A 25,702-nucleotide genomic window follows, 5' to 3' on the forward strand; every position below is an offset into this window, starting at 1 on the left:
CAGCAATAAGAAAGGCGCTCGTTATGTTTCTTCGTCAGCTGAATATTGCCCCTCGTGCTGCGCTGGGTTTTGCCTTGATCGCCGTACTGGTGGCGTTGCTCGGAATCTTTTCCCTGGGACAAATGTCGAGCATTCGTGAGAGTGAAGTGGCGGTGGAGAAGCAGTGGCTGCCGAGCATTCGCGGAGGCGACGAGATCCGCGAACTCATGCTGCGCATCCGCACCATTTCCTTGCGCATGGCCCTGGATCAAGACCCAAAGAACATTACAACCTACCGTGGCCAGATGGACACGCGCGACAAGGAACTGAGCGAGAAGATTGCGGCTTACGACAAGCTGGTCGACACCGCTGAAGGTCAGGCCTTGTATGACCAGTTCAAAACCACCTTCGCCGCCTATCGCACCGGCATTGCCCAGTCGTTCACCCTGGCCGAGCAAGGTCGCCGTGACGAGCTGACCAAACTGCTGTTGATCGACATGAAAACCGTGGTCGATGGTTCCGGTAAGCAGCTCAATGACCTGGCAGACCTGTTCGCCAAACAGGTCGCCGTGGAAAGCCAGAAATCCGCAGCACATTACGAAACTTCGCGATCCATCGTCAGCCTGTTCATCGCGCTCGCGGCGTTGGCAACTGTCGGCCAGGCGCTGTTGCTGACTCGCAGCATCGTCCATCCACTGAACGAGGCCCTGTCGGCAGCGGAAAGCGTGGCCCAGGGCGATTTGACCCGGCCTATTGCGACCCATGGCAATGACGAAGTGAGTCGTTTGCTCAAGGCGCTGGCGACCATGCAGCAGAACCTGCGTGAAACCCTGCAAGCCATCAGTGGCTCGGCAACGCAACTGGCCACGGCGGCGGATGAGTTGAACGCCGTCACCCTCGACAGCACCCAGGGCCTGCAGCAGCAGAACAAAGAGATTGAGCAAGCCGCCACGGCAGTCAACGAAATGACCAGCGCCGTCGAAGAAGTCGCGCGCAACGCAGTGTCGACGTCCGATGCCACTCGCCAGTCCAGTGAGTCGGCGCAGCTGGGGCAGGAGCGGGTCAGCGAAACCGCGAGTGCCATCAGCGCCTTGGCCAGTGATGTGCAGCACACCGGGGAGTTGGTGCAGTCGCTGGCCAACCAATCCCAGGACATCGGCAAGGTGCTGGATGTGATTCGGGCCATTGCCGAGCAAACCAATTTGCTGGCGCTCAACGCTGCGATTGAAGCGGCGCGCGCGGGTGAAAGCGGGCGCGGCTTCGCGGTGGTGGCTGATGAAGTGCGTGCACTGGCACATCGCACGCAGCAATCGACCCAGGAAATCGAACAAATGGTTCAGGGCATGCGCAGCGGTTCGAGCCTGGCGCTGGACTCGATGAATGCCAGCGCTTCCCGTGCCGCCAGCACGCGGGTGCTGGCTGAGCGGGCGGGTGATGCGTTGCAGACCATCACCGCCTCGGTTCATGAGATTCACGAGCGCAATCTGGTGATCGCCAGTGCCGCTGAAGAACAGGCTCAAGTGGCCCGGGAAGTGGATCGCAATCTGGTGAACATCCGCGATTTGTCGGTGCGCTCCGCCACAGGCGCCGACCAGACCAGCGCCTCCAGCCATGAGCTGTCAAAGCTGGCCAATGTATTGCAAGGCCTGGTGCAGCGCTTTCGCGTGTAAAAAAACGGACTAAAAAAAGCCGCGTCTCTCGATGAAGAGGCGCGGCTTGGTGCCTGGATACTTAGGCGCCGTCTTGATCTTTCAGGTGTTCGAACAGGCCTTTTGGCATTTTTTTGCCGTTGGCTTCGTAGTTGGCTTTCACGTTATCGAACGCTTCTTGTTCGTCGATGAAGCCGTCATGGTTGGTGTCGATCTTGTCGAAGTTGGACTTCGGCGCGACTTTCAGGAATTCAGCGCGGGACACCTTGCCGTCGCCATCAGTGTCGGTTTTTGCCATCGACGCATCGCCACACTTGCCTTCGCCACATTTGCCTTCAGGGGTTTTCACTACCTGTTCGGCGGAGGCCAGCAGGTAGCCCTGGGTCAGAGGCTGCGAAGCGAAAACGGAGCCGGTCAACATCATGCCGCCAGCGAGGACAGCGCCGAGCAAACCGATAGTGTTCTTGGTGGTACGGGACATTTCAAATCTCCTGGGTTGCACGACACAACCACTCGATAAAGGTTGCCACGTAAGTGCGGCGTTAACCGAAGCTGGCGGGGTGCCTTGCTCGGATGTGGCCATTTAACGGGCTGGGTGTATCGCTACTGTGTCGCGCAAGGGGGGAGTTTGTAAGCGAAGGGGCGAAATCGCGGGGGGAGATACAGTGAGACACAGAGCTTTTGAGTGGCGAAAAACTGATGTAGGAGCAAGCTTGCTCGCGATGGCATCGGCGCGGTGTATCTGAATAACCGCGTCGCCTGCATCGCGAGCAAGCTTGCTCCTACAGAAGGCGGTGTCAGTGAAGTTTCAGGCGCGGTTCGGTACCGCGTCCGATCTTGCTGCCCAGCATCAACATCGCCGTGCGGAACGCGCCATATAGCGCCATCTGGTGCATGCGGTACAGCGACACATAAAACATCCGCGCCAACCAACCCTCAAGCATCACGCTGCCGGTCAGGTTGCCCATCAAGTTACCCACAGCCGAAAAACGCGACAGCGAGATCAGCGAACCGTAGTCGGTGTACTTGTACACAGGCAACGGCTTGCCTTCGATCCGCAGCTTCAGCGATTTGGCCAGCAACGATGCCTGCTGATGCGCAGCCTGGGCACGCGGTGGAACATTGCGATCGGTGCCCGGTTGCGGGCAGGCCGCGCAGTCACCGAAGGCGAAGATGTTCTCGTCGCGGCTGGTTTGCAGGGTCGGCAGCACTTGCAACTGGTTGATGCGGTTGGTTTCCAGGCCGTCGATGTCCTTGAGGAAACCCGGTGCACGAATCCCGGCGGCCCAGACTTTCAGGCTCGCATTGATCACTTTGCCATCGGCGGTGATCAGGCTGTCGGCGGTCACTTCACTGACCGCCGCATTGGTCATGACATTGACCCCGAGTTTCTCCAGGGTTTTATGCACAGGCCCGCCGATCCGTTCCGGCAAGGCTGGCAGCACCCGCGGGCCGGCTTCGATGAGGGTGATGTGCATGTTCTCCGGTTTGATTCGGTCCAGACCGTAAGCTGCCAGCTCATGCGCGGCGTTGTGCAGCTCGGCGGCCAGCTCGACACCCGTGGCACCGGCGCCGACGATCGCCACGCTGATCTGCTGCACCACATCCGTCTGCCCGGCGTGCGCGCGCAAATAATGGTTGAGCAGTTGCTGGTGGAAGCGCTCAGCCTGTTTGCGGGTGTCGAGGAACAGGCAGTGCTGCGCCGCACCTTGGGTACCGAAGTCGTTGGTGGTGCTGCCGACCGCGATTACCAGTGAGTCGTAACCCACTTCGCGGGCCGGCACCAGTTCAATGCCGGCTTCGTCGTAGGTGGCGGCCAACTGGATTTTTTTCGCCGCGCGATCGAGCCCGCTCATGCGCCCCAGCTGGAACTCGAAGTGGTTCCATTTGGCCTGGGCAACATAATTGAGTTCGTCTTCGGAAGAGTTCAGCGACCCGGCCGCCACTTCATGCAACAGCGGTTTCCAGATGTGGGTCAGGTTCGCGTCGACCAGCATCACACTGGCCGTGCCGCGCTTGCCCAGAGTCTTACCCAGACGGGTAGCCAACTCCAGACCGCCGGCGCCGCCGCCAACGATGACAATACGATGAGTCATGGGGATATCTCGCAAGGCTAAAAGAAATCGGTGCAGTCAACCGAGCGAGCGCGATGCAGCTCATAGCGTCAGGTAACTGATAAATCGGCTCAACAGGCCCAGGCCAATGGTCACTGCCAGTACCACCACCAGGAGCATCCACGGCCGGAAAGGCCGGCGCTCGACTCGGTGCTGGGACAGGTGCAGGTACTCTTCGACATGCTTCTGGTCGTCGGGGTTCAGGCGGCTGGTCATATCGGGCCTCGTCAGGGGTAGACGTTGCTGAGTGTTTAGAAGCTACAGGGGTTTTTACCCCACGTTGAACGGAGCATAGCCGCTGGCCGGAATCGGCTCGACGCTCACCCTGTCGTCCAGGCGAATGATTCCACTTTGTAACACTCGGGCGGTGATTCCGCCATGTCCGCGAACGGCCTGAAAAGTGCCGGGGCCGAGGTTGTGTTGCAGGCGTGCGCAGGGCTGACACCAACCGGTGGTTTCGAAAATCGCCTGGCCGATTTTGAAGCGGCGACCCTTGAGGCTGAACAGGTTGATCCCACTGATAACGAGGTTGCGCCGCAAATCATTAGGTAACACCGGATTATCTTCCGGCCGGCCCATCAGCGAGTTGATCACCGCCAGATGCTCCCACTGAATCAGCGTCACTTGCCGCGCATTGCGCACGCCGGGACGGGCGCGATCACCGGTCAAACCGGCCTCGAGCCGCGCTTCCACGGCCTCCAGCTCGATCATCGGCACATGTGGCTGCGGGCGCACGCCGATCCAGCGGACGCGGCCGGTTTGCGGGACTTCAGCGATCAGTTCCTGCAGCGGACTCACAGGCTGATCCCGACATCGAAGACGATGCTGCGACCGAGGTTGCTGCGCAGGAAATCCGGTGCGTCGGGGTGCGCAAACAACACACGGGCAAAGGTCGGCCCCACCAGCGACAACGACCGCCAGCCCTGACGCAAGTATTCGGTGGGCGGTGGGAAATGGCTGTTGAGGTCCAGTACTTCGCGCTTGAGGCTGGCGAACGCGATGATGTCCAGTTCGCCCAGGTCCATGCCGCGTTCTTTGTAGTTGTGCGCTTTTTTGCGCAGGGTCGGCGCCAGTCTCAGCAGGAACTCATTGGCCGGAATGCGCTTGGGCTTGGCTTCGCGGCGCACCAGCGAGCTCAGCGAAAACGCACTGCGTCGCCGCTGCAGTTCATCGCGCCACTCATCATTGAGGCGCCGGCCTTCGTCGAGCACGAAAAACACTTCGAAATTCGCCTCGCGAAACAGCACGTCCGGCGGTTCCCCGGCGGGGGCGAATTCGTCGGTGCGGTAGGGAATGTTCAGCCCTTGCAGCAGGCGCTGGCACACCCAACGCTCACGCTCCCATTTGCGGGCATTGGAAAGGAACGCGTTGGCTTGCTCGGCCGCAATGGTCAGCAGGCGCAGATAATCTGAGTCATCCATAGGCCCAAGCTTAGCGTTCAAATGCGACAAGCTGAAAGCTTTGCGTTGAAACAAAGGCGTAAGGGCCCGGCAGGCGTCATCGGCGGTCGGGTACCAACGATGTTTCTGTGATCGTTGTTGCGGCAACTGGGTGTGCAATTCAGGCGGTGTAGACTGGATTCATTGCGCTCAAGCGCCTCAACGAAGGGGAATGTCGTGAAATTATGGCCCGTGTTATTGCTCAGTCTTCTGCCTCTTTGGGCTCAGGCGCTGGAGGTGGGAGAGCGGCTGGCGCCGTGGACCTTGCTGGATCAGTTCGATCAGGCGTTCACGCTCGACAACCAGACTCAGACGCTGCTGGTGGCGCGCAGCATGGACGCCGCGAAACTGGTCGACGCCGCACTGCAGGGCCAGCCCAAGGGCTATCTGGAGGCCCGGCACACGGTATTTGTCGCGGATATCCAGCGCATGCCTCGGCTGATCGCGAAGATGTTCGCTGTGCCGGCCATGCGCGATTATTCCTATCGCGTGATGCTCGACCGTGAGGGGCGCGTGGCGCCGCGCTACCCCGGGGCCATGGATAAAGTCCTGTGGCTGAAGCTCAAGGACGGTCAAGTGGTCGGTGAGCACGAATACGCCACGGCGGCGCAACTGCGTGAGGCACTGGAGAAGGCCCGGCCGTGATCGGGGCGTTAGTAAGGTTTGCGTTGGCTTGTTCGGCCGCAACGGTCAGCAGGTGTAAGTAGTCGGGGTCATCCATAGACCCCGGCTTGGCGTCCAAAGGTGATCGCCAGAAAGACTGTTTGTCGCGCAGGAGCAAAAGCCTGCCGCGACATCCCTCCCTTCCGCGCCCGATTCAGGGTCCTGCACAAAACGGATAGCGATCTGCGCAAAGCGGATATTGCCCCGCGCCTGGCAACTTTACCCTCGGCTTTACGGGACGTTAGCCGCTTTACCGACGCTCTGAAAAAAACAACAACAAGAGATAAATGCCATGCGCAAGATTGACGTACATGAGGTTATCGACAACGCACGATTCAACCGCTTCCACTGGATGGTGCTGTTCTGGTGTGCCCTGATCATCATTTTCGACGGTTACGATTTGGTGATCTACGGGGTGGTGTTGCCGATGCTGATGAAAGAGTGGGGGCTCAGTCCCTTGCAGGCCGGCGCGCTGGGTAGTTACGCGTTGTTTGGAATGATGTTCGGCGCGCTGTTTTTCGGCCCGCTCTCGGACAAAATCGGCCGCAAGAAAGCCATCACGATCTGCGTGATGCTCTTCAGCGGTTTTACCGTGCTCAATGGTTTTGCCCGCAACCCCACCGAGTTCGGCTTGTGCCGATTCATCGCCGGCCTGGGCATCGGCGGGGTGATGCCTAACGTCGTGGCGCTGATGAACGAGTACGCGCCGAAGAAAATCCGCAGCACGCTGGTGGCGATCATGTTCAGCGGCTACTCCGTGGGCGGCATGCTCTCGGCGGGGCTGGGCATCGTGCTGATCCCGAGTTTCGGCTGGCAATCGGTGTTTTACGTCGCGGTGCTGCCGTTGGTGATGTTGCCGCTGATCATGTATTTCCTGCCCGAGTCGGTGGGTTTCATGCTGCGTCAGGGGCGCAATGAAGAGGCGCGCGCCATTCTTCAGCGGGTCGATCCGGCGTACGTCGCGCAGTCCGGCGATCAACTGCACATGAGCGAAGTGAAGGGCACCGGCACCCCCGTGCTGCAACTGTTTCGCGAGGGCCGGGCACTGCGCACGCTGATGTTGTGGCTGGCGTTTTTCTGCTGCTTGCTGATGGTCTACGCCTTGAGTTCGTGGCTGCCGAAACTGATGGCCAACGCCGGTTACAGCCTGGGTTCGAGCCTGTCGTTCCTGCTGGTGCTTAACTTCGGCGCGATTTTTGGCGCGGTCGGTGGTGGCGTGCTGGGTGACAAACTGAACCTGCCGCGGGTGTTGGCGGTGTTCTTCGCCGTGGCCGCCGTGTCGATCACCTTGCTCGGTTTCAACAGCCCGATGCCGCTGCTGTACCTGCTGATCGCCATTGCCGGCGCCACCACCATCGGTTCGCAGATTCTGCTGTACGCCTGCGCCGCGCAGTTCTACTCCATGACCATTCGCTCCACCGGCCTGGGCTGGGCCTCGGGCATCGGGCGCAACGGCGCGATTGTCGGGCCGCTGCTGGGCGGTGCCTTGCTCGGGATCAGCCTGCCGTTGCAACTGAACTTCATGGCATTCGCCTTGCCCGGCGCGGTGGCCGCGATTGCCATGACCGTGTTCGCCATCAGCAGTCAGCGCAGTCACAGGCAAGCGCTGTCGGGCCTGCGCCACGGTTCGCCAGACGGGTCTGTTGGCGAAGCTTCGTGAAAGCGTTCGTCCGGGATTTTTCCCTGTCGGCGGCCGTCGCCGGATTTATCGCCACGGTGATTTCCTACGCCGGCCCGTTGGTGATTATTTTCCAGGCGGCCGAAACCGCACAGCTGTCGCGGGAAGTGCTGTCGTCGTGGGTCTGGGCGATTTCCATCGGCAGCGCGGTGCTCGGTATCGGTTTGAGCCTGCGCTACCGCGTGCCGGTGATCATCGCGTGGTCGGCGCCGGGCTCGGCGCTGCTGGTGGCGCTGTTGCCGGGGATCTCGATGCCGGAGGCGGTGGGCGCTTACCTCGTCAGCAGCCTGATCATTTTCCTGGTCGGGGTGTCGGGGGCGTTTGACCGGATCATCGGCAAACTGCCGGCGGCGATTGCGGCGGCGATGCTGGCGGGGATTCTGTTCAGTTTCGGCACCGGGTTGTTTGTCTCGTTGCAGGGCAAACCGTGGCTGGTGCTGGCGATGTTTGCCACGTACCTGATCTGCAAACGGCTGATGCCGCGTTATGCGGTGTTGATGGTGCTGCTGGTGGGCTGCTCGATGGCGTTTCTCGCCGGCGATTTGCACAGCGAAGCGTTGGTGATCGGCTTGGCCACGCCGGTGTGGATCACGCCCGAGTTCAGCCTGAGCGCGACGCTGAACATCGCATTGCCGTTGGTGATGGTGGCGCTGACCGGTCAGTTCGTGCCCGGCATGGCGGTGCTGCGGGCCAGCGGTTACACGACGCCGTCGGGCCCGATCATCGCCAGCAGCGCGTTGGGCACGGCGCTGTTGGCACCGTTCGGTTGCCACGGGCTGAATCTGGCCGCGATCACCGCGGCCATTTGTACCGGTCGCGAGGCCCATGAAAATCCCGGCAAGCGCTACGTGGCCGGGGTGGTCGGTGGGCTGTGTTACCTGCTGCTGGGCATCTTCGGCGCCACCCTGGTTTCGTTGTTTTCGGCGTTCCCCAAAGAGCTGATTGCGGCGTTGGCCGGGCTGGCGCTGTTCGCCGCGATTGCCGGGGCGCTGGCTGGTGCAATGGCGGTGCCGAGTGATCGCGAAGCCGCGCTGGTGACCTTTCTCACCACCGCCTCGGGCATGTCGTTGTTGGGTTTGTCCGCGGCTTTTTGGGGACTGATTTTCGGCATGGTCACCCATGTGTTGTTAAACGCCCGTCGCGACAGCGCGGCGGCTGAAGCTCTTCCAACTGTCGATCAATAAAAATAAGAGAACAAACGATGAAACAGATTTTCCCAACAACCGGTTCCGTGTTGTCCATGGCGGTCGTCTCGGGTTTCTCCGCCGGGGCGATGGCGGCCGAGGGCGGCTTTATCGAAGACACCACGGCCACCTTGCAAGCACGCAATTACTACTTCAGTCGGGACTTCTCCGACATCGTCGGGGCGAACAAACAGTCGAAGGCCGAAGAGTGGGCGCAGGGCTTCATCCTCAACGTCAAATCCGGTTACACCCAAGGGCCTGTCGGATTCGGGGTGGATGTGATCGGCCTGCTCGGCCTCAAGCTCGACAGCAGCCCGGATCGGGTCAATACCGGTTTGCTACCCGTTAAAGATGACGGGCGCGCGGCGAATGATTACAGCCGTCTCGAAGCTGCGCTGAAGATGCGTTACTCAAAAACCGAGCTGAAAGTAGGTGAGTTGCAACCCAATCTGCCGGTGCTCGCTTTCAGTGATATACGCCTGCTGCCGCCCAGTTATCAGGGCGCAAGCATCAGTTCCAATGAGATCAATGGCCTGACCTTGCAGGGTGGCCACTTGAATACGACCAGCCTGCGCAACGAGGCGGGCGACGAAAAAATGCAGGCCATGCTCGGCCACGTGCCGCAGCGCCAGGTCAGCAGTGATGGCTTCAACTTTGCCGGCGCCGATTACGCCTTCAACGATAAACGCAGCTCGGTCAGCGCCTGGTTCGGGCAACTGGAAGATATCTACAACCAGCGCTTTCTTGGTCTCAAGCACAGTCAGCCGCTAGGCGACTGGACCCTGGGCGCCAACCTCGGCTACTACGATTCGCGCGAAGACGGCAAGAAGCTGCTGGGTAACATCGATAACCAGGCGTTCTTCTCGCTGCTGTCGGCCAAGCGCGGAGGCCATACGTTTTATGTCGGTTATCAGGGGATGTTCGGTGACAGCGCATTCCCACGCGTCTTCGCCAACGTCTCGCCGCTGGGCAACGAGGTGCCGACCTACGAGTTCGCCTATACCGACGAACGCTCGTGGCAGGCGCGTTACGACTACGACTTCGCCGCGCTCGGTGTACCTGGGCTGACCAGCACCGTGCGTTACATCTCCGGTAATAACGTCGACACCGGGAAGGGCTTCGAGGGCAAGGACCGCGAGCGGGATCTCGACCTCGGTTACGTGCTGCAAAGTGGCAGCCTCAAAGGCCTCGGGATTCGGGTGCGCAACGTGATGGCCCGTTCCAACTACCGCAGCGATATCGACGAAAACCGCCTGATCCTCAGTTACACCTGGACGCTGCTATGACCCTTGAAAAAGAACAACCGCCGTACACCATCGGCCTGCAGGCCAAACTGGAGCAATTGACCGAATCGGTGCTGCAAACCGAGGAAGACATGCGCTTTGCCAATCAACTGGCGCGCGCGGCCGGCGACCGGGTCAAGGCGAGTGCGCAGAGCATGCAGTCTTCGGCCGCTGTGCTGGAGGATCTGAACCTCTACATGCAGCGTCTGGATCAGGTGTTCGATGAGCTCGGCAGTCAGTCGATGCGCATCGGCGCGATTGTCGGCAGCATCCAGGACATCGCCCGTCAGACCAATCTGCTGGCGCTCAACGCGGCCATCGAGGCGGCGAGGGCGGGTAGTCATGGCCGAGGGTTTGCGGTGGTCGCCGATGAGGTGCGCAATCTCTCGCGTCAGGCGGCGGATTCCAGTGCGCAGATCCGGCAAATCGCCACGGGGCTGGAACAGTCGGCGGAGCAGGCGCGCCAAGGGCTTCAGCAGCTATCCGGTTCCACTCGTCTGGGGCTGGAAAAGGCTGGAGTGGCTTTGCACTCGATGGGTGAATTGCAAAGCGGTGCGGTGGCCCGGGTCGAGGTGGTTGAACGGATCATGGCCCGTTTGGCCGGTCTGCATGATTTGGCGTTGCAGGCGAAACGGCTGATCGTGTGAGTCGCGGGTTACCCGGTGTTACAGGCTGCTCGTGCAATTGCCCATGACTGAGTAGGTCACGCGATGGGTCTGGCCTTGATGATCGATGTAAACCATGGTTGCCGGCACGACGTCGCACGAGGTTGCGGTGTCGGTGATGGAAACCACCTTGGCGATGTCCAGCGGTTGCGCCGGGTTGTAGGGGGTGGCGGCTGGCTCGTTGGTGGCGGCCATGGCGGAGGTGGCGAGGAGGGTCAAAAGCAGGGCGGTCAGGGTTTTCATTTTTGTTTGCTCGGTGTTGGTTTTGATGCTTTGAAGTTTAGTCCTTGGCTCGGAGTGATAAAGGGGCCGGGGGCTGATTCAGCTTTGCAGGAAACGTAACAATCGCCGGATAAGCCCCCCCATCGTAGGGCGCACAAACGGCGGTGTAGACTGACAACCTGTCCTCTCCTGGCAAAGAAAAAGGAGCAAGCCCAGCCATGATCGGCGCCGAACTACTGTCCCCCGAAACCCTCGCCGTCGGATGGCTGATCTACATCCCGGCACTGATCTGGGCCGTCGCCCGTGCCCCGTGGGTCGAGCTGTTCAGCGACAGCCGCCGCCAGCATCTGTTGTTCGGCACCGTGTTCGCGCTGTTCATGCTGTGGCTGGTACGGCGGGATTTCGACACCGGCGTGTCCTATCACTTCATCGGCATGACCGCCGTGACCCTGCTCCTGGACTGGCCGTTGGCAATCGTCGGCGGCCTGGTCGCGCAAACAGGCCTGGTCCTGCTCGGACGCCAGGACCTCGCCGCCGTCGGGGTCAACGGTGCGTTGTTTATTCTGTTGCCCGTGCTGGTCACCGAATGCTGCGCCATCCTGGTCGAGCGTGCACAACCGCGTAATCCCTTCGTTTACATCTTCGTTTCCGGTTTCTTCGCCGCGGCGCTATCGGCCTTGTTGTGCCTGCTGCTGGCGCTGTGGCTGCTGTGGTTCAACGAGCTTTTCGTCATGCCCTATTGGCTGGAGGATTTCGTCGGTTACCTGTGGCTGATCATCTTTCCCGAAGCGTTCATCAACGGCATGGTCGTCAGCGCACTGGTGGTGTTCAGCCCGGAATGGCTGGAGACCTTCAACCGCACACGCTACCTTTCGGCACCCTGGAAGGACGACGACCCGAAATCTTGATCCACATCAAATCCAAATAACGTCGACGAATCCATGCTCCGCAAAACCTTCAGGAGCATCGAAATGAGTGTCTACGAATGGGCAAGGCAGGAGTTGCGCCACAGTCTGGATGCAGCGCAGGAAGTCGGGTTTGATCCGGGGTTGAGCCTGCGCGCCTTGCTCAGTGCAGTGGTGCAGCAGAGCAAGGCGGTACGCAGTGTCGAGGATCTGGCGGATGAGTTGCAGTTTCTTGCCGAGAACCTCGATGACGGTCAGGACTACGGCTTCATGCGGCCCTGACCCGCGGCCTCAGTGGCGTGGTTCGAAGTCTTCGCTGAACAGCTCGTCTTCGGCATCCGGGCTCACCGGAATCTTGTGTTCTTCCGACGCCCAGGCGCCCAGGTCGATCAGTTTGCAGCGGTCCGAACAGAACGGTCGGAATGTGCTCTCGGGGGTCCATTCGACAGGGGCGCCGCAGGTTGGGCATTCGACGGTTGGGGTTTGGCTCATGACTGGCCTCCACGCAATTTAAGGTAAAAGTGATGCAGGCGTTCGACCTCGCTGTGCAGCCAGGCGAGGTCGCGGTCGTTGACCACCACATCGTCGGCATGGCTCACGCGATCCTGGCGACTGGATTGCGCCTTGAGGATCGCCTGGACCTGTTGTTCGCTGGTCTGGTCACGCTGCAGGGTGCGTTCGATCTGTAACTGTTCGGGCGCATCGATCACCAGGACCCGTTGGGTCATGGCGTACTGGCCAGATTCGATCAGCAACGGCGACACCAGAATCGCGTAAGGCGATTGTGCCTTGCCCAGGTGGTCGGCGATTTCCCTGGCGATCAGCGGATGCAAAAGCGCCTCGAGCCAGAGGCGTTGCTCAGGTACTTCAAAGATCAGTTTGCGCAACGCCGCGCGATCCAGTTGACCGTCGGCTTGCAGCACGCCAGGACCGAAATGTTCGGCTATCCGGGCCAGTGCCGGGCGCCCCGGCTCCACCACCCAGCGCGCCGCATGATCGGCATCGACCACGTGTACGCCCAGGTCGATAAAGTGCTGGGCGGCCGCACTTTTGCCGCTGCCGATGCCGCCGGTCAGACCGAGAATCCAGGGTTTATCCACAGGGGTATTCATTTCAAACCGACAAACTGCCAATAGAAGTCGGTTATTTGACCACCCCAGAGCAATGCAATCCAGCCGGCAATCGCCAGATAGGGGCCGAAGGGGATCGGGGTCGAGGTTTTTGCGTTGCGCAGGCGCAGCACAATCACGCCGATAATCGCGCCCACCAGGGACGACAACAGAATGGTCAGCGGCAAAATCTGCCAGCCGCCCCAGGCGCCCAGCATGGCCAACAGCTTGAAATCGCCGTGTCCGATGCCGTCCTTGCCGGTGATCAGCTTGAACAGCCAGAACACCGACCACAGCGCCATGAAGCCAGCAATTGCGCCCCACAGCGCCTCGTGCAACGGCACGAACAATTCGAAGCTGTTGATGATCAGCCCCAGCCACAGCAACGGCAGCACCAGCACATCCGGTAACAGTTGATGCTCGGCGTCGATCAGGCTCATGGCCAACAGGCCCCAGCTCACCACCAGCGCCATCACGGCTTGCCATCCGAAACCGAAATGCCAGGCGATGAACGCGGACAGCAGGCCGCAGGCCAGTTCGGTCAATGGGTAACGTTTGCTGATGGGCGTTGCGCAGCTTGAGCATCGTCCACCTAAAAACGCATAACTGAGCAGCGGAATGTTTTCCCAGGCGCGGATCCGGTGCCCACAGTGCGGGCACTGGGAGTGAGGCAGCATCAGGTTGTAGGTCGGCTGCGGCGTTTCGACCGGCAGGCCCAGGATGTCGTAGGCCTGCAATCGCCATTCGCGTGCGAGCATTTTCGGCAGGCGCCAGATCACCACGTTGAGAAAGCTGCCGACCAGCAAGCCGACCACCAGTGCAAGGAGGACAAACGCCAGCGGGTACAAGGTCAGGATTTCGTTCAAGGGCATGTCAGATCGCATTGCCGAGTTGGAAGATGGGCAGGTACATCGCAATGACCAGACCGCCGACGATAACACCCAGCACCACCATGATGAACGGTTCCATAAGGCTGGTGAGGTTGTCGACCATGTTGTCGACTTCTGCCTCGTAGAAACTGGCAACCTTGTCGAGCATGTCGTCCAGCGCGCCGGACTCTTCACCAATGGCCGCCATCTGAATCGCCATGTTCGGAAAGATTCCGGAGGTGCGCATGGAGAAGTTCAGCTGCATCCCCGTCGACACATCCTGCTTGATGCGCAGCACCGCTCGCTTGAACACGATGTTGCCGGTCGCGCCCGCCACCGATTCCAGCGCCTCGACCAGCGGCACGCCAGCGGCAAAGGTGGTCGACAGCGTACGGGCGTAACGGGCCACGGCGGACTTGTACATCAAGGTGCCAATCAATGGCAGCTTCAGCAGCCAGATGTCGGTCCGGTCGCGAAAGCCTTGCGATGTCTTGAAGGCGTGGCGCACACCGAAGATCGCCGCGATCAACACGCCAAGTATCAGCCACCACCAGTCCTGCATGAACTGCGACAGGCCGATGACCATCACCGTGAAGGCCGGCAATTGCGCACCTAATCCTTTGAATACCGACTCGAATTGCGGCACCACCTTGACCAGCAGAATGCCGGTGACGATGATCGCGACGAACACCACGGCCAGCGGATAGGTCATGGCTTTCTTGATTTTGGCCTTGAGGCTTTCGCTCTTTTCCTTGTAGGTCGCGACCCGCTCCAACAGGGTGTCGAGGGCACCGGCCTGTTCGCCGGCATCCACCAGGTTGCAGTAGAGCTCATCAAAATATTGCGGTTTTTTGCGCAGGGCCGCAGCGAAGCTGTTACCCGCCGCGACTTCCTGTTTCACCTCGTCCACCAGTTTGCGCATGGCCGGGTTATCGAAGCCTTCGCCAATGATGTCGAACGACTGCAACAGCGGCACGCCGGCTTTCATCATCGTCGCCATCTGCCGGGTGAACAGGGCAATGTCTTGCGCCTTGATACGGTTGCCGAAGCTGAATATCGAGGCGGACTTCTTGCGCACCTTGCCGGGGTTGATGCCTTGCTTGCGCAGTTGCGCCTTGATCAAGGCCGGGTTCTGACCGCTGAGCTCGCCGGTCATCTTCGTGCCTTTCTTGTCGGTGCCTTCCCAGGCATACACACTGATTTTCGCTGCTTTGACCGCCATGTTCAGTCCTTGGTGACCCGGTTGATTTCTTCAAGGCTGGTGATGCCTTGCATGGCCTTGATCAGCCCGGAGGTACGCAGGTCGTTGAAGCCGTCCTTGCGCATCTGGATGTCGATTTCCAACGAGTTGCCTTCGGCCATGATCAGCCGTTGCAGATCCGGTGTGTTTTTCACCACTTCATAAATCCCCACGCGCCCCTTGTAGCCGCCGTTGCACTGATCGCAACCGACCGGCTCATAGATCGTGAACGTGCCAATGCGTTCCTCGGGGAAGCCTTCCTTGATCAATGCCTCGCGGGGAATATCGATGGGTTTCTTGCAATGGCTGCACAGTTTGCGCGCCAGGCGCTGGGCGATGATCAGGCTGACCGACGTCGCGATGTTGAACCCCTGAATGCCCATGTTGTGCAGGCGGGTCAGGGTTTCCGCTGCGCTGTTGGTGTGCAGGGTCGACAGCACCAGGTGACCGGTCTGGGCGGCCTTGATCGCAATTTCGGCGGTTTCCAGGTCGCGGATCTCGCCGACCATGATCACGTCCGGGTCCTGGCGCAGGAACGAGCGCAGCGCCTGGGCAAAACCCAGTCCCTGCTTGGCATTGACGTTGACCTGGTTGATGCCTTCCATGTTGATCTCCACCGGGTCTTCGGCGGTGGAAATGTTGATGTCCACGGTGTTGAGAATGTTCAGCCCGGTGTAAAGCGACACAGTCTTGCCCGAACCGGTAGGGCCGGTCACCAGGATCATCCCCTGCGGCTGCTTCAGCGCGGCCATGTACAGGTCTTTTTGCTCAGGCTCGTAACCGAGGGCGTCGATGCCCATTTGCGCGCTCGATGGATCAAGGATCCGGATCACCACTTTCTCGCCCCACAGGGTCGGCAGGGTATTGACCCGGAAGTCGATGGACTTGCTCTTGGACAGGCGCATCTTGATCCGCCCGTCCTGCGGTTTGCGCCGTTCGGAGATGTCGAGGCTGGCCATGACTTTCAGGCGGGCGGCGATGCGGTTGGCCAGTTGAACCGGCGGCTTGGCGACTTCACGCAGTATGCCGTCGGTGCGCATCCGTACGCGGTAGGTTTTTTCGTAGGGCTCGAAATGCAGGTCGGAAGAACCGCTCCTGATCGCGTCGAGCAGCATCTTGTGGACGAAGCGCACCACCGGCGCGTCGTCGGCATCCTGTCCGGCGATGGCGTCCTGATGGGAGTCATCGATCGACTCGATGTCCACGCCATCAAGGTCGACGTCGGCCATGTCTTCGAGGCCGCTGGCATGGCTGTCGAAGAACTTTTCGATGGCGTTGCTGAGCTTGTCGTCCTCCACCAGGATGGCTTCGGTGTTCAGCCCGGTGCTGAACTGGATGTCGTTGATGGCCTGGTGATTGGTCGGGTCGGAAACCCCGACGAACAACTTGTTGCCCCGGCGCCAGAGGGGCAGGGCATGGTGCTGGCGAATCAGTTTTTCGCTGACCAGGCCCTTGGGTTGGGTGTCCTTGTCCAGGCAGTTGAGGTCGAGCAGCGCCATGCCGAAATGCTCGGAGGCGATCTCGGCGACCTGGCTGCTTTTCACCAGTTTGTTCTGCACCAGATAACTGACCAGGGAGATTTTTTGGCGTTGGGCCTGTTGATACGCCTGTTGCGCGCTTTTGTCAGTGAGCAGTTCGGCCAGAACCAATTGCTTGGCCAGACCGCTAAGGGCGATGTCATTCATGGGGATACCGGACGCAGACAGTTCATGACTTATAGCCTAGTCAACCGGTGGAGCCAAACCAGCGCTGTTCTGGTGACAAAAAGTGTCAGTTAGTGCGGATCCTGGGGACGGGAATAGCCGTCGCGTCGTTCCCGCGCCCCGCTAACAGGGGGCGGCGGGCTTGGCATGGGCTGTGCTGCGGTTAATTCAGATCATGAGATTTCGACTCATGCATGGAGCTTGTCTATGAATACTCAGAAAGGTTTTACGCTTATCGAACTGTTGATCGTGGTGGCGATCATCGGGATTCTGGCGACGTTTGCGTTGCCGGCTTATTCGAAGTATCAGGCACGAGCCAAGGTCACGGCCGGGCTGGCTGAGATTTCTGCTTTAAAGGTGAATTTTGAAGATGTGCTGAATCAGGGGGTCAACCCGGATTTGACCAAAGTTGGCGGCACTGCAACGACCACCAATTGCACGATCTCTGCTTCGGGCACTGCCTCTGACGGCAAAGGCACTATCGGTTGCACGATTCTTAATGCCCCAGCGCCAGTTCTTAGCAAGACCATTACGCTGACCCGCGACCCGACAACCGGCTGGTCTTGCACGACCAAGGTCGCTGCCGATTATGCCCCAGGCGGCTGTGTTGCCAACTAAAAGCCTGTTCTACATCGTTTGAAATATGCCCCGTTTAGAAAAAACGGGGCATTTTTTTTGTTAATCCAAAGGTGAACCGGAAAATCCCGAAATTTCATGGCCTTAGGCCCACGTTAAAACCTGCAACTTGCATGTAGAGAATGTCGAAGTCATGCAATTTGCATGATTACGAAAGTCGGTGTGTTTTTTAAGTTATTGATTTATAACGAATTATTGCCTGTCTCGGAGTTGGCACAGCGTTCGCAATATACCCAGTAACCCTGCTGACAAGACACGCAGCAGACTTTATGAAAAACAGGAGTTACTCGTATGAAGAAGTTCGCTATCGCTGCCGCTGCTGCTACCGCGCTGACCCTGACCATGGCCAACGCTGCATTCGCTCAAACCCAAGCCACTCAAGCGCCAATGACCTTGGCAGCCGGTGAAGTGACCAAGGCCAAGGAAGCTACCTCCGATACCTGGATCACCACCAAAGTCAAAAGTGACCTGGTAACCGAAAAAGGCATTCCTGGTACCGATATCAAAGTCGAAACCAACAAAGGTGTTGTATCCCTGTCGTCCACCGTCGCGGTGACTGACGCACAGAAAGCCACCGCTGTGGCGATCACCAAGAAAATCAAAGGCGTCAAAGCGGTCTCCGCTGACGGCCTGAAAGCCGAGTAAGGCAAGACTTCTCGCCTGAACGGGAGAAGGCGCGGTAGACGAGCCGAGTCATACGTCTGCCGCTACTTGAGAGTTCATGCGACGGCCATAAGGATGTGGCCATTACAGGCCCCGGACATTCGTGTTTGGGGCCTGTTCTATTGTGGGCACTGCAAAACCAAACGGTAGGAGGGCGTGTGTGTCAGTTACCGCGTTTGCTGGTGATCTGCCTAAGGCGATTACCTTCAAACCGCAGGTACTGGTACATCCCGCCGTTGGGCCCGTAGGTCCATTCCTCGACCTGGAATTCTTCCCGCCGGTTGGCGCTGCGCTTGTAGCCCAACAGATCACGACTGACCGGCTCTCCGCATTTCTGCAGCACTTCGCTGGACCTGTCCCCCACGCTGATCAATTGACTGCCACAGCGCAGGGTTTCGGCGGCCGAGGCATGACTGGCTGCCATGGCCAGTGTCAGGCTGATCAGCAATCGCCTGATCATCACTCGGCATCCAGGTGCAATGGCGTCACTACCCGGCCGTCACTTTCGGCTTCGCCGAGGCTGGCATCGATGAAGTACACGCGGTCATCGGCCAACTGAGCCTTGTCGACCAGATAATCCTTGATGCTGCTGGCGCGATCCTGGCCCAGTTGGCGTAACAGCACGTCGCTGGTACTCCAGAACTTGATCACGTCCGCACGCATTTTTGCGGTGCGTTCTTCCTTGCCCAGATCCTTCCATTCGACGGGTGGCTGGGTTTTCAGGCGGATGCGGTAGATGCCTTCCAGCAGCGGGCCTTTCTCGCCGTCCGGTACTTGAAGCAACGAAGCCTGTGCCGGCACTTTGTCGCCGCGACGCTGGAGCATCTTGTAGTAGTTGTACTGGTATTCCCGTTCCAGGCGTTGCTCGGCGATCAGCGGGCCATCACTGCTGGCGGCGGCGGTGCCTTCGATTTCCAGGCGCAGGGCCGGGCGTTCCTTGAGCGCATTGGACAGTTTGACCAACGAACCCTCGGCGTCCTTGCTCAGGTCGCTGGAACCCGGTGCGAACGACACCGTGCCCAGATCTTCCGAACCACCGCCACTGATCAGTCCGCCGATCATCTTGAATGGCGCGGCGGCGGCCTTGACGATCAGGTTACGCAGGGTCTGCCAGACAATCGGCATGACGCTGAACTGTGGATTGTTGAGGTCGCCTGTGACTGGCAGCTCGATGGAAATCTTGCCGTCGACGTCCTTGAGCAGGGCAATCGCCAGTTTCAACGGCAGGCTGACAGCATCCGGGCTGTCGACCTTTTCACCGAGCTGCAATTGTTCGACCACCACTTTGTTTTCAGCCTTGAGCTGGCCTTTGGTGATCAGGTAATGCAGGTCGAGATTGAGTCGGCCCTTGCGGATACGGTAACCGGCGAACTTGCCGGAGTAGGGCGTCAGTGTGGTCAGTTCCACCCGTTTGAAACTGGTGGCGATGTCGAGGCTGGCCATCGGGTCGAACGGGTTGACCGAGCCTTTGATGGTCACCGGTGCGTAGCGATCGACCTTGCCCTTGATGTCGACGGTCGCCGGTTTCGCCTGACGGCTGTCGATGGTGCCGATCTGGCCGTTGAGTTGTTGCACGGCGGTAGCGAAGTTCGGGGTCAGGCTGAAGTCGGCGAAGTTGGCTGAGCCGTCATTGATGGCAATACCGCCGATGTGGATGCCCAGCGGTTTGTCCTTGCTGGCGGGTTTGGCCGCTGCAGTTTTTGCGCCGGAATCGGGCGGCTGCGGGATCAGCAGGTCATCGACGTTGGTGGTGCGGTCATCGTTGATCATGAAGCGCACATAGGGCTGGAACAGGTTGACCTTGTCGATCGACAGGCTGTCGCCGTGCTGATAATTCAGGCCTTCGACCACCACCTGTTGCCACTTGAGAAAGTCGCGGGTTTTCAGGGTGTCGAGGGTGTGCAACTGATCGATCTGCGCACGTCCTGTCACGCTGAGCGCCAACGGCTCGGTGCTTTTCAGGTTGACCGCCAGGTCGCTGCCGAGCATGCCGCTGCGCAGTTCGAGGCGAATGAACGGGTTGATGTAGGACTGGGCGACCCGCAGGTCGATGTCCTTGGTCTTCACGTTCAGTCTGGCGCTGACCGGGGCCAGGTTGACCTCGCCCTCGGCGGTGATCTTGCCTTGCTTGCCCACGCCGGTATCGAGCTTGAGGGTAAATGGCGAGCCATTGAGGCTGTCGAAATTTTGCAGGTCCAGGTTTAGCGGCGTCAGATCAAGCGTCACCGCGGGTTGCGCTTTGCGGTCAGCCAGGTGCACCTGGTAATCGCGCAGTTGCACGTCTTTGAGCAACACCTGCCAAGGCTTGCTCGGCGCGACAGGGGCTTTCGGCGAGTCGGCTGCCGCTGGCGTGCTGACGGGTTCGGCTTTGGCTTTGGCGGCAGCCTTGGACGGTTGGCCAGCAAACAGCTTCTGCCAGTCGAGTTGCCCGTCGGCTTCAAGTGCTGCCCAGGTTTCCAGTTTCTGGCTGCGAATCTTGCCGACCACCACTTGCTGCTTGGCCAGGTCCACGGTGGTGTCGGTGATGTCCAGTCGAGCGAGTTTCGCCAGCGGTCGGCCGTCCGGTGCATTGATGGCGAAGGGCGCGACGCTGACCGCGACGTTGCTCAGCAGCAGTTCGGTTTCCTTGGACAGGTTGAGTTTGTAGTCGGTGCTCAGGTTCAGCACGCCGTTTTCCAGCACCAGCGGCAGCGCGTCGCGCACATAGGGCCAAAAGGCTTTCATCTGGCCGTCGGTGACTTTCAGCTTACCTTCGGAGGCGATCGGGATCAGGCTGAAATTGCCGGTCCAGTCGATCTGCCCACCGTTCGGGCCGATGGCCACAAGGGTCATGTCGGCGCTGTCTTCGGGCAGGGTGCTGAGGTTGTTCAGCTCGAAATCGAGTTTGTCGTAGAGGAATTCGATGGCTTCGCTGGGACGTTCATCCTTGAAGTGCACGGCACCGTCAGCCAGTTTGATCCGCTCTATGCGTAGCGGAAACGGTTTGGCGTTCGGGTCGGCCGGGGTCGGTTCGCTGGCGGGGATTTTGAACAGACCGAGCAGATTGAGTTTGCCGTCCTTGCCGAAGAGGATTTCGGTCTTGGGTTTGTCCAGTTCGATATCGGACAGGTGCAGCGCTTTGGTCCAGAGGCTGTCGATCTGCAGGTTGGCGTAGAGGCGTTCGAAGCCGACCTGCTCCTTGCCCGGTTCGCCGATGATCAGGCCCCACAGGGTGACTTCAAGGCTGAACGGGTTGAGTTCGATTCGCTGAATCGTGGCGGGCATCGTGGCGTAGTTGGCCAGTTGCTGGTTGGCCACCCGCAATGCGATACCCGGCAAAATCAGAAACCCCAGCAGGCTGTAGAGGGCCAGAGCGGTCAACAAGGCGCCGATAGCGCGGATCAATCCTTTGGGCATGTGCGGCTTCATCTGTCTGAATCGGAGTGCCTTGGAGTATGGCACGCGAATCCGGTTCCGAAGTAATCGCTCAGCCCAGGATTTTTCAGATTTATCTGGCGTGAATCAGAGCTGCAGGATCAGGGTTTTCAGCGGCGGCTGTTGATCCATGGACGGGAAATCGCCGCCCGGTTTCATCACGGTCCACTCGCGTACCGGGCGGCCGGCTTTCTCCGCGCAGCGCAAAATCTGTTCGCGCCAGTCATCCATGCTGACTTTTGCCAGGTTGTTGCAGCAGATCAGCACGCCATTGTCAGCGGTGGTCAGCAGCGCGGGTTTGAGCAGGCTCTGGTAGTCGCGCAGCAGGTCGACGGTGCCGAAGGCGCTCTTGGCCCAGGCCGGTGGATCCAGCAACACCAGGTCGTATTGACGTTGCTCCAGGCGTTGATAGCTCGGCAGTTTCTGCCCGCGACGCTGACTGATGGGCAGGCCGGCGAGTTGGCGGATCGCCGGGAAATAATCGGACTGGATGAACTGCATCGTCGGCAACTGCGGATTGAGCAGACCGTTTTCGCGGCCGACCGCCAGATTGCCCTCGGCGAAGTCCAGGTTGCACACCTCGCTCGCGCCACCGGCCGCAGCGCTCAGGCCGACGCCGCAGGTATAGGCAAACAGGTTGAGTACGCTTTTGTGCTGGCTGTGTTCCTTGACCCAGCCGCGAGTGTTGCGCAAGTCGAGGAACAGCAACGGATCCTGGCCGGCATGGCGGCCGCGAACCCGGTAATTGAGGCCCCATTCGTGACCGATCAGGTCTTGCAGGGCGGCTTCGTCGGCGTGGTAGACCGTGTCTTCACGGTCGATGCGCGAGTTGCCCCGGGAGCGGTCGTTGTAGACCAGCAGGGTCTCGAGGCCCAGATGTTGGTTAACCGCCTCATGCACTTGCAGCAGGGCGTCGCGCTCCAATGACTGGTGAAAACTCTGCACCAGCAACTGCGGGCCGTAGCGGTCGATGGTCAAGCCGCCCGCGCCTTCCTGGCTGCCATGGAACAGGCGATAGCAATCGGTGCCTTGCTGATGCAGTTCGGCAAGCAGGTCCTGGCGATGTTCGAGGGCGGCGCGCAGCGCCTGATTCAAGGAAGACATGCTGGGCGCCTTGCAGGAGGGAATTTGGCGCGGGAGTTTAACAGCTTGCGTGGCACCTGTAGGAGCCAGCTTGCTGGCGATGGGCGCAATACGGTTCATCCTGACGAACCGCGTTATCGTTCATCGCCGGCAAGTCGAATCGTCGCACCGCAGCTCCTACAAATATGAGTCAAGTGAGCAACCCCATCCGCCGTTTCGCCCGATGCACCGAGCCATTACGCACTGCCCAGCGCAGCATCGGCGCGCTGCGGTTGACGCTGGCGCGGATCAGTTTGCGTTGCAGCGAACTCTGGCGGACGCCCAGCATGTCGCTGGCCCAATCCGGCAGCAGGTCGATACCGGCCTGCATCATCAAACTGCCGAACGGCTTGGCCAAACGGCTCGGGGAGGGTGCGTTCAACAGCAGTCGCAACACCTCGCGACTGCGCTCGTCGCACAGCAGGTGCGGGCGAATGCGCTTAAGGTATTCGGCCATTTCCTGTCGCGAACGGGGCACATCACGAGCACCGAGTCGTTCGGCGACCAGAGCAATTTCGTGGTAGTAACGGTCCTGATCGGCCGCAGACAGGTGCGGATTGCGATAACGCAAATGCGCAGCGAGGAAGTTGCTGACCTCGGCCACGTGCACCCAGGTCAACAGATCGGGATCGCTGGCGGCGTAAGGCCGGCCATCCGGCGCGGTGCCGGTCACTTGCAGGTGAATGGTGCGAACTTTCTCGATCAGCCAGTCGGCATCTTTGCGCGAGCCGAAGGTGGTGCCGGAAATGAACTGCCCGGTGCGGCGCAGGCGACCGAGCATGTCCTCGCGAAAATTCGAATGGTCCCAGACCCCGGCCAGCGCCAAGGGGTGCAGGGCTTGCAGCATCAGCGCGCTGATGCCACCGATGAGCATGCTGCTGAAGTCGCCGTGGACTTGCCAACTGACCGAGTCGGGGCCGAACAGGCCGGGATCACCCTTGGGGTTTTCCAGGTCGAGCTGACCGAGGGACAGACCGGTGAGGCTCATGACCTGGGTTTCGATGCGGCTGCGGATGAATTCCATGGCGACTCGTTGGAAAAAAAGGGGGGGCATCGCACATTCCCCTGTAGGAGCCAGCTTGCTGGCGATTGCGGTGTGTCAGTCGCCATTGCCAGCAAGCCGGCTCATACAGAGGGCAGTGCGTTATTGGTTCAGGCGTTTATCGACCAGGTCCTGAACCACGCTCGGATCGGCCAGGGTCGACGTGTCGCCCAGACTGTCCAGCTCATTGCAGGCGATCTTGCGCAGAATCCGCCGCATGATCTTGCCCGAACGGGTTTTCGGCAAGGCCGGGGCCCACTGGATCAGGTCCGGTTTGGCGAAACTGCCGATTTCCTTGCTGACGTGGGCCAGCAGTTCTTTCTTCAGTTCGTCATTGGGCTCGGTGCCGTTCATGGGCGTGACAAAGGCATAGATGCCCTGGCCTTTGACGTCGTGAGGGTAACCGACCACCGCCGCTTCGGCGATGCTGTCGTGCAGCACCAGCGCGCTTTCCACTTCGGCGGTGCCGATGCGGTGGCCGGAAACGTTGATCACGTCGTCGATGCGCCCGGTGATCCAGTAATCGCCATCCTCGTCACGCCGCGCGCCGTCGCCGGTGAAATAGTAGCCGGGGTAGGGTTTGAAATAGGTGTCGACCATCCGTTGCGGGTCGCCGTAGACGCTGCGGATCTGCGCTGGCCAACTGGATTTGATCGCCAGCACACCGCTGCCGGCGCCTTTGATCTCCTTGCCCGTTTCGTCGAGCAACACCGGTTGCACTCCGAACATCGGTTGCGTGGCACAGCCGGGTTTGATCCGCTGCGCGCTGACCAGCGGGCTGAGCATGATGCCGCCGGTTTCGGTCTGCCACCAGGTATCAACGATCGGGCAACGCTGCTCGCCCACAACATTGAAGTACCAGTCCCACGCTTCCGGGTTGATCGGCTCACCGACGCTGCCGAGTAATCTGAGGCTCGCGCGGGACGTTTCCTTCAGCGGTTCGGCGCCTTCACGCATCAGCGAGCGCAGGGCGGTGGGGGCGGTGTAGAAAATGTTCACGTTGTGTTTGTCGATCACCTGCCAGAAGCGCGAGCTGCTCGGGTAGCTCGGCACGCCCTCAAAGATCAGTGTGGTCGCGCCGTTGGCCAACGGGCCGTAGACGATGTAACTGTGGCCGGTGACCCAGCCGACATCGGCGGTGCACCAGAAGACTTCGTTGTCGCGGTAGTCGAGCACGTATTTGAAGGTCATCGCCGCTTGCAGCAAATAACCGCCGGTGGTGTGCAACACACCTTTGGGTTTGCCGGTGCTGCCGGAGGTGTAGAGGATGAACAGCGGGTCTTCGGCATCCATGGGTTCCGGCGGGCAATCGTCGCTGACGTCGCGCAGGGCCTGGTGATACCACAGATCGCGGCCTTCGACCCAGTCGACATCGCCCTGAGTGCGCTCGACCACGATCACGGTGCTGACGTTCGGGCAACTTTGCAGCGCCTGGTCGACTTTCTGTTTGAGCGGGACGAATTTACCGCCGCGCACGCCTTCATCAGCGGTGATCACGGTGCGGCAGTCGGCGTCGAGAATGCGGTCGCGCACCGAATCCGGGGAGAACCCGCCAAACACCACCGAATGCACCGCACCGATTCGCGTGCAGGCGAGCATGGCGTAGGCGGCTTCGGGGATCATCGGCATGTAAATGCACACGCGATCGCCTTTCTTCACGCCACGGCTTTTGAGCACGTTGGCCAGTCGGCAGACGTTGTGATGCAGTTTTTTGTAAGTGATCTGGGCGGACTCGGCGGGGTCGTCGCCTTCCCAAATGATTGCAATCTGGTCGCCGCGCTGTTCCAGGTGGCGGTCGATGCAGTTGTAACTGACATTCAACTTTCCACCCGTAAACCAGCTAGCTTCACCGGTTTTCAGGTTATAGCGCTGGACGATGTCCCAGGGTTTGCTCCAGTCGAGAAAGCGTGAAGCCTGCGCGGCCCAGAATTCGGTGGGGTGTTCGATGGATTGGCGATACAGGCGCTTGTAGTCGTCTTGACTGAGTTGCGCGGCCCGGCGGACGGCATCGGCTTTGGGGAACGTGCTGATATCGAACATGACGGTTCCTTATTCTTGTTTGCACGACAAGATCTAAAGATGCGCCCTGAGAATATCGAGTTCAAGGTGTACATAGAACCAAT

General features: G+C 60.0%; 25 protein-coding genes and 1 pseudogene. 10 read left to right on the forward strand and 16 right to left on the reverse strand.

Going from position 1 to position 25,702, the window contains the following annotated elements; all coding sequences use genetic code 11:
* Window positions 1-23: 23 nt before the first annotated feature.
* Window positions 24-1,649, forward strand: a complete 1,626-nt coding sequence (locus ACI77H_RS24745; RefSeq protein ID WP_407014254.1) for a methyl-accepting chemotaxis protein — start codon at window positions 24-26, stop codon at window positions 1,647-1,649.
* Window positions 1,650-1,710: 61 nt separating this feature from the next.
* Here ACI77H_RS24745 and ACI77H_RS24750 read toward each other — a convergent pair whose 3' ends face one another.
* The 5 genes from ACI77H_RS24750 to ACI77H_RS24770 form a co-directional block, all read right to left on the reverse strand.
* Window positions 1,711-2,109, reverse strand: coding sequence for an EF-hand domain-containing protein (locus ACI77H_RS24750; protein ID WP_150654468.1), 399 nt, complete (start codon window positions 2,107-2,109; stop codon window positions 1,711-1,713).
* Window positions 2,110-2,425: 316 nt separating this feature from the next.
* Window positions 2,426-3,724 (reverse strand): NAD(P)/FAD-dependent oxidoreductase, encoded by a 1,299-nt coding sequence (locus ACI77H_RS24755; RefSeq protein WP_407014255.1) that lies wholly within the window; start codon window positions 3,722-3,724, stop codon window positions 2,426-2,428.
* 60 nt (window positions 3,725-3,784) lie between these two features.
* Window positions 3,785-3,958: a DUF3094 domain-containing protein gene (locus tag ACI77H_RS24760; RefSeq protein WP_008028730.1), complete on the reverse strand. Its 174-nt coding sequence runs from the start codon at window positions 3,956-3,958 to the stop codon at window positions 3,785-3,787.
* Window positions 3,959-4,012: 54 nt separating this feature from the next.
* Entirely contained in the window at window positions 4,013-4,540 is a 528-nt protein-coding gene (locus ACI77H_RS24765; protein WP_407014256.1) for an MOSC domain-containing protein, read from the reverse strand.
* Window positions 4,537-5,163 carry a DUF1780 domain-containing protein gene (locus ACI77H_RS24770; RefSeq protein WP_407014257.1) on the reverse strand — a complete coding sequence of 209 codons (627 nt, stop codon included), beginning with the start codon at window positions 5,161-5,163 and terminating at the stop codon, window positions 4,537-4,539. The genes ACI77H_RS24765 and ACI77H_RS24770 overlap by 4 nt, the downstream gene beginning before the upstream one ends.
* Before the next feature lie 195 nt (window positions 5,164-5,358).
* On the opposite strand from ACI77H_RS24770, the gene ACI77H_RS24775 reads away from it, so the two are divergent.
* The 5 genes and pseudogenes from ACI77H_RS24775 to ACI77H_RS24795 all read left to right on the forward strand — a co-directional run.
* Window positions 5,359-5,826 (forward strand): FAD/FMN-containing dehydrogenase, encoded by a 468-nt coding sequence (locus ACI77H_RS24775; RefSeq protein WP_407014258.1) that lies wholly within the window; start codon window positions 5,359-5,361, stop codon window positions 5,824-5,826.
* A 310-nt stretch (window positions 5,827-6,136) separates the two neighbouring features.
* On the forward strand, window positions 6,137-7,504 hold the full coding sequence (locus ACI77H_RS24780) for an MFS transporter (RefSeq protein ID WP_407014259.1): 1,368 nt from the start codon (window positions 6,137-6,139) through the stop codon (window positions 7,502-7,504).
* Window positions 7,501-8,706, forward strand: a complete 1,206-nt coding sequence (locus ACI77H_RS24785) for a benzoate/H(+) symporter BenE family transporter (protein WP_407014260.1) — start codon at window positions 7,501-7,503, stop codon at window positions 8,704-8,706. Before ACI77H_RS24780 ends, ACI77H_RS24785 begins: the two co-directional genes overlap by 4 nt.
* A 17-nt stretch (window positions 8,707-8,723) precedes the next feature.
* On the forward strand, window positions 8,724-9,992 hold the full coding sequence (locus ACI77H_RS24790; protein ID WP_407014261.1) for an OprD family porin: 1,269 nt from the start codon (window positions 8,724-8,726) through the stop codon (window positions 9,990-9,992).
* A 266-nt stretch (window positions 9,993-10,258) separates the two neighbouring features.
* A pseudogene (locus tag ACI77H_RS24795) lies at window positions 10,259-10,636 on the forward strand (methyl-accepting chemotaxis protein); the annotation flags it as partial.
* Window positions 10,637-10,654: 18 nt separating this feature from the next.
* On the opposite strand, the gene ACI77H_RS24800 reads toward ACI77H_RS24795, so the two are convergent.
* Window positions 10,655-10,897 carry a DUF2790 domain-containing protein gene (locus ACI77H_RS24800; protein ID WP_407014262.1) on the reverse strand — a complete coding sequence of 81 codons (243 nt, stop codon included), beginning with the start codon at window positions 10,895-10,897 and terminating at the stop codon, window positions 10,655-10,657.
* A 197-nt stretch (window positions 10,898-11,094) separates the two neighbouring features.
* On the opposite strand from ACI77H_RS24800, the gene ACI77H_RS24805 reads away from it, so the two are divergent.
* Window positions 11,095-11,784 carry an energy-coupling factor ABC transporter permease gene (locus ACI77H_RS24805; RefSeq protein ID WP_407014263.1) on the forward strand — a complete coding sequence of 230 codons (690 nt, stop codon included), beginning with the start codon at window positions 11,095-11,097 and terminating at the stop codon, window positions 11,782-11,784.
* Window positions 11,785-11,847: 63 nt separating this feature from the next.
* Window positions 11,848-12,063, forward strand: a complete 216-nt coding sequence (locus ACI77H_RS24810) for a hypothetical protein (protein WP_008033212.1) — start codon at window positions 11,848-11,850, stop codon at window positions 12,061-12,063.
* Window positions 12,064-12,072: 9 nt separating this feature from the next.
* On the opposite strand, the gene yacG is transcribed toward ACI77H_RS24810, so the two are convergent.
* From yacG to pilB, 5 genes are read right to left on the reverse strand one after another with little or no spacing between them, the layout of a single operon-like run.
* On the reverse strand, window positions 12,073-12,273 hold the full coding sequence (gene yacG / locus ACI77H_RS24815; protein WP_407014264.1) for a DNA gyrase inhibitor YacG: 201 nt from the start codon (window positions 12,271-12,273) through the stop codon (window positions 12,073-12,075).
* Window positions 12,270-12,893 carry a dephospho-CoA kinase gene (gene coaE / locus ACI77H_RS24820; RefSeq protein WP_407014265.1) on the reverse strand — a complete coding sequence of 208 codons (624 nt, stop codon included), beginning with the start codon at window positions 12,891-12,893 and terminating at the stop codon, window positions 12,270-12,272. Before coaE ends, yacG begins: the two co-directional genes overlap by 4 nt.
* Window positions 12,890-13,762, reverse strand: a complete 873-nt coding sequence (locus tag ACI77H_RS24825) for a prepilin peptidase (protein ID WP_407014266.1) — start codon at window positions 13,760-13,762, stop codon at window positions 12,890-12,892. Before ACI77H_RS24825 ends, coaE begins: the two co-directional genes overlap by 4 nt.
* Window position 13,763: 1 nt before the next feature.
* Entirely contained in the window at window positions 13,764-14,981 is a 1,218-nt protein-coding gene (locus ACI77H_RS24830; RefSeq protein WP_407014267.1) for a type II secretion system F family protein, read from the reverse strand.
* Window positions 14,982-14,983: 2 nt separating this feature from the next.
* Complete coding sequence (gene pilB / locus ACI77H_RS24835; RefSeq protein WP_407014268.1) at window positions 14,984-16,684, reverse strand: type IV-A pilus assembly ATPase PilB; 1,701 nt, start codon at window positions 16,682-16,684, stop codon at window positions 14,984-14,986.
* A 225-nt stretch (window positions 16,685-16,909) separates the two neighbouring features.
* Between pilB and ACI77H_RS24840 the strand changes: the two genes are divergently transcribed.
* Both ACI77H_RS24840 and ACI77H_RS24845 read left to right on the forward strand, forming a co-directional pair.
* Window positions 16,910-17,320, forward strand: coding sequence for a pilin (locus ACI77H_RS24840; protein ID WP_201185584.1), 411 nt, complete (start codon window positions 16,910-16,912; stop codon window positions 17,318-17,320).
* 309 nt (window positions 17,321-17,629) lie between these two features.
* Window positions 17,630-17,983 (forward strand): BON domain-containing protein, encoded by a 354-nt coding sequence (locus tag ACI77H_RS24845; protein ID WP_392891427.1) that lies wholly within the window; start codon window positions 17,630-17,632, stop codon window positions 17,981-17,983.
* Window positions 17,984-18,164: 181 nt separating this feature from the next.
* On the opposite strand, the gene ACI77H_RS24850 is transcribed toward ACI77H_RS24845, so the two are convergent.
* The 5 genes from ACI77H_RS24850 to acs all read right to left on the reverse strand — a co-directional run bounded on the left by ACI77H_RS24850 (window position 18,165) and on the right by acs (window position 25,619).
* Window positions 18,165-18,461 (reverse strand): DUF2845 domain-containing protein, encoded by a 297-nt coding sequence (locus tag ACI77H_RS24850; protein ID WP_407014269.1) that lies wholly within the window; start codon window positions 18,459-18,461, stop codon window positions 18,165-18,167.
* Window positions 18,461-21,409, reverse strand: a complete 2,949-nt coding sequence (locus tag ACI77H_RS24855) for a DUF748 domain-containing protein (RefSeq protein ID WP_407014270.1) — start codon at window positions 21,407-21,409, stop codon at window positions 18,461-18,463. Before ACI77H_RS24855 ends, ACI77H_RS24850 begins: the two co-directional genes overlap by 1 nt.
* Before the next feature lie 93 nt (window positions 21,410-21,502).
* A complete protein-coding gene (locus tag ACI77H_RS24860) occupies window positions 21,503-22,519 on the reverse strand; it encodes a class I SAM-dependent rRNA methyltransferase (RefSeq protein ID WP_407014271.1) in 1,017 nt (338 codons plus the stop codon).
* Window positions 22,520-22,688: 169 nt separating this feature from the next.
* On the reverse strand, window positions 22,689-23,561 hold the full coding sequence (locus tag ACI77H_RS24865) for an oxygenase MpaB family protein (RefSeq protein ID WP_407014272.1): 873 nt from the start codon (window positions 23,559-23,561) through the stop codon (window positions 22,689-22,691).
* A 120-nt stretch (window positions 23,562-23,681) separates the two neighbouring features.
* Window positions 23,682-25,619 carry an acetate--CoA ligase gene (gene acs, locus ACI77H_RS24870; protein ID WP_407014273.1) on the reverse strand — a complete coding sequence of 646 codons (1,938 nt, stop codon included), beginning with the start codon at window positions 25,617-25,619 and terminating at the stop codon, window positions 23,682-23,684.
* Between the last annotated feature and the right edge of the window lie 83 nt (window positions 25,620-25,702).

Source organism: Pseudomonas sp. O230 (genome assembly GCF_045447035.1).
Taxonomy (GTDB): domain Bacteria; phylum Pseudomonadota; class Gammaproteobacteria; order Pseudomonadales; family Pseudomonadaceae; genus Aquipseudomonas.

Excerpts from the sequence above, each read along its gene's own strand:
- ACI77H_RS24745 (WP_407014254.1), top strand. The coding sequence starts at position 24 with ATGTTTCTTCGTCAGCTGAATATTGCCCCTCGTGCTGCGCTGGGTTTT.
- ACI77H_RS24750 (WP_150654468.1), bottom strand. The coding sequence starts at position 2,109 with ATGTCCCGTACCACCAAGAACACTATCGGTTTGCTCGGCGCTGTCCTC.
- ACI77H_RS24755 (WP_407014255.1), bottom strand. The coding sequence starts at position 3,724 with ATGACTCATCGTATTGTCATCGTTGGCGGCGGCGCCGGCGGTCTGGAG.
- ACI77H_RS24760 (WP_008028730.1), bottom strand. The coding sequence starts at position 3,958 with ATGACCAGCCGCCTGAACCCCGACGACCAGAAGCATGTCGAAGAGTAC.
- ACI77H_RS24770 (WP_407014257.1), bottom strand. The coding sequence starts at position 5,163 with ATGGATGACTCAGATTATCTGCGCCTGCTGACCATTGCGGCCGAGCAA.
- ACI77H_RS24780 (WP_407014259.1), top strand. The coding sequence starts at position 6,137 with ATGCGCAAGATTGACGTACATGAGGTTATCGACAACGCACGATTCAAC.
- ACI77H_RS24790 (WP_407014261.1), top strand. The coding sequence starts at position 8,724 with ATGAAACAGATTTTCCCAACAACCGGTTCCGTGTTGTCCATGGCGGTC.
- ACI77H_RS24800 (WP_407014262.1), bottom strand. The coding sequence starts at position 10,897 with ATGAAAACCCTGACCGCCCTGCTTTTGACCCTCCTCGCCACCTCCGCC.
- ACI77H_RS24805 (WP_407014263.1), top strand. The coding sequence starts at position 11,095 with ATGATCGGCGCCGAACTACTGTCCCCCGAAACCCTCGCCGTCGGATGG.
- ACI77H_RS24810 (WP_008033212.1), top strand. The coding sequence starts at position 11,848 with ATGAGTGTCTACGAATGGGCAAGGCAGGAGTTGCGCCACAGTCTGGAT.
- yacG (WP_407014264.1), bottom strand. The coding sequence starts at position 12,273 with ATGAGCCAAACCCCAACCGTCGAATGCCCAACCTGCGGCGCCCCTGTC.
- coaE (WP_407014265.1), bottom strand. The coding sequence starts at position 12,893 with ATGAATACCCCTGTGGATAAACCCTGGATTCTCGGTCTGACCGGCGGC.
- ACI77H_RS24825 (WP_407014266.1), bottom strand. The coding sequence starts at position 13,762 with ATGCCCTTGAACGAAATCCTGACCTTGTACCCGCTGGCGTTTGTCCTC.
- ACI77H_RS24830 (WP_407014267.1), bottom strand. The coding sequence starts at position 14,981 with ATGGCGGTCAAAGCAGCGAAAATCAGTGTGTATGCCTGGGAAGGCACC.
- pilB (WP_407014268.1), bottom strand. The coding sequence starts at position 16,684 with ATGAATGACATCGCCCTTAGCGGTCTGGCCAAGCAATTGGTTCTGGCC.
- ACI77H_RS24840 (WP_201185584.1), top strand. The coding sequence starts at position 16,910 with ATGAATACTCAGAAAGGTTTTACGCTTATCGAACTGTTGATCGTGGTG.
- ACI77H_RS24845 (WP_392891427.1), top strand. The coding sequence starts at position 17,630 with ATGAAGAAGTTCGCTATCGCTGCCGCTGCTGCTACCGCGCTGACCCTG.
- ACI77H_RS24850 (WP_407014269.1), bottom strand. The coding sequence starts at position 18,461 with ATGATCAGGCGATTGCTGATCAGCCTGACACTGGCCATGGCAGCCAGT.
- ACI77H_RS24855 (WP_407014270.1), bottom strand. The coding sequence starts at position 21,409 with ATGAAGCCGCACATGCCCAAAGGATTGATCCGCGCTATCGGCGCCTTG.
- ACI77H_RS24860 (WP_407014271.1), bottom strand. The coding sequence starts at position 22,519 with ATGTCTTCCTTGAATCAGGCGCTGCGCGCCGCCCTCGAACATCGCCAG.
- ACI77H_RS24865 (WP_407014272.1), bottom strand. The coding sequence starts at position 23,561 with ATGGAATTCATCCGCAGCCGCATCGAAACCCAGGTCATGAGCCTCACC.
- acs (WP_407014273.1), bottom strand. The coding sequence starts at position 25,619 with ATGTTCGATATCAGCACGTTCCCCAAAGCCGATGCCGTCCGCCGGGCC.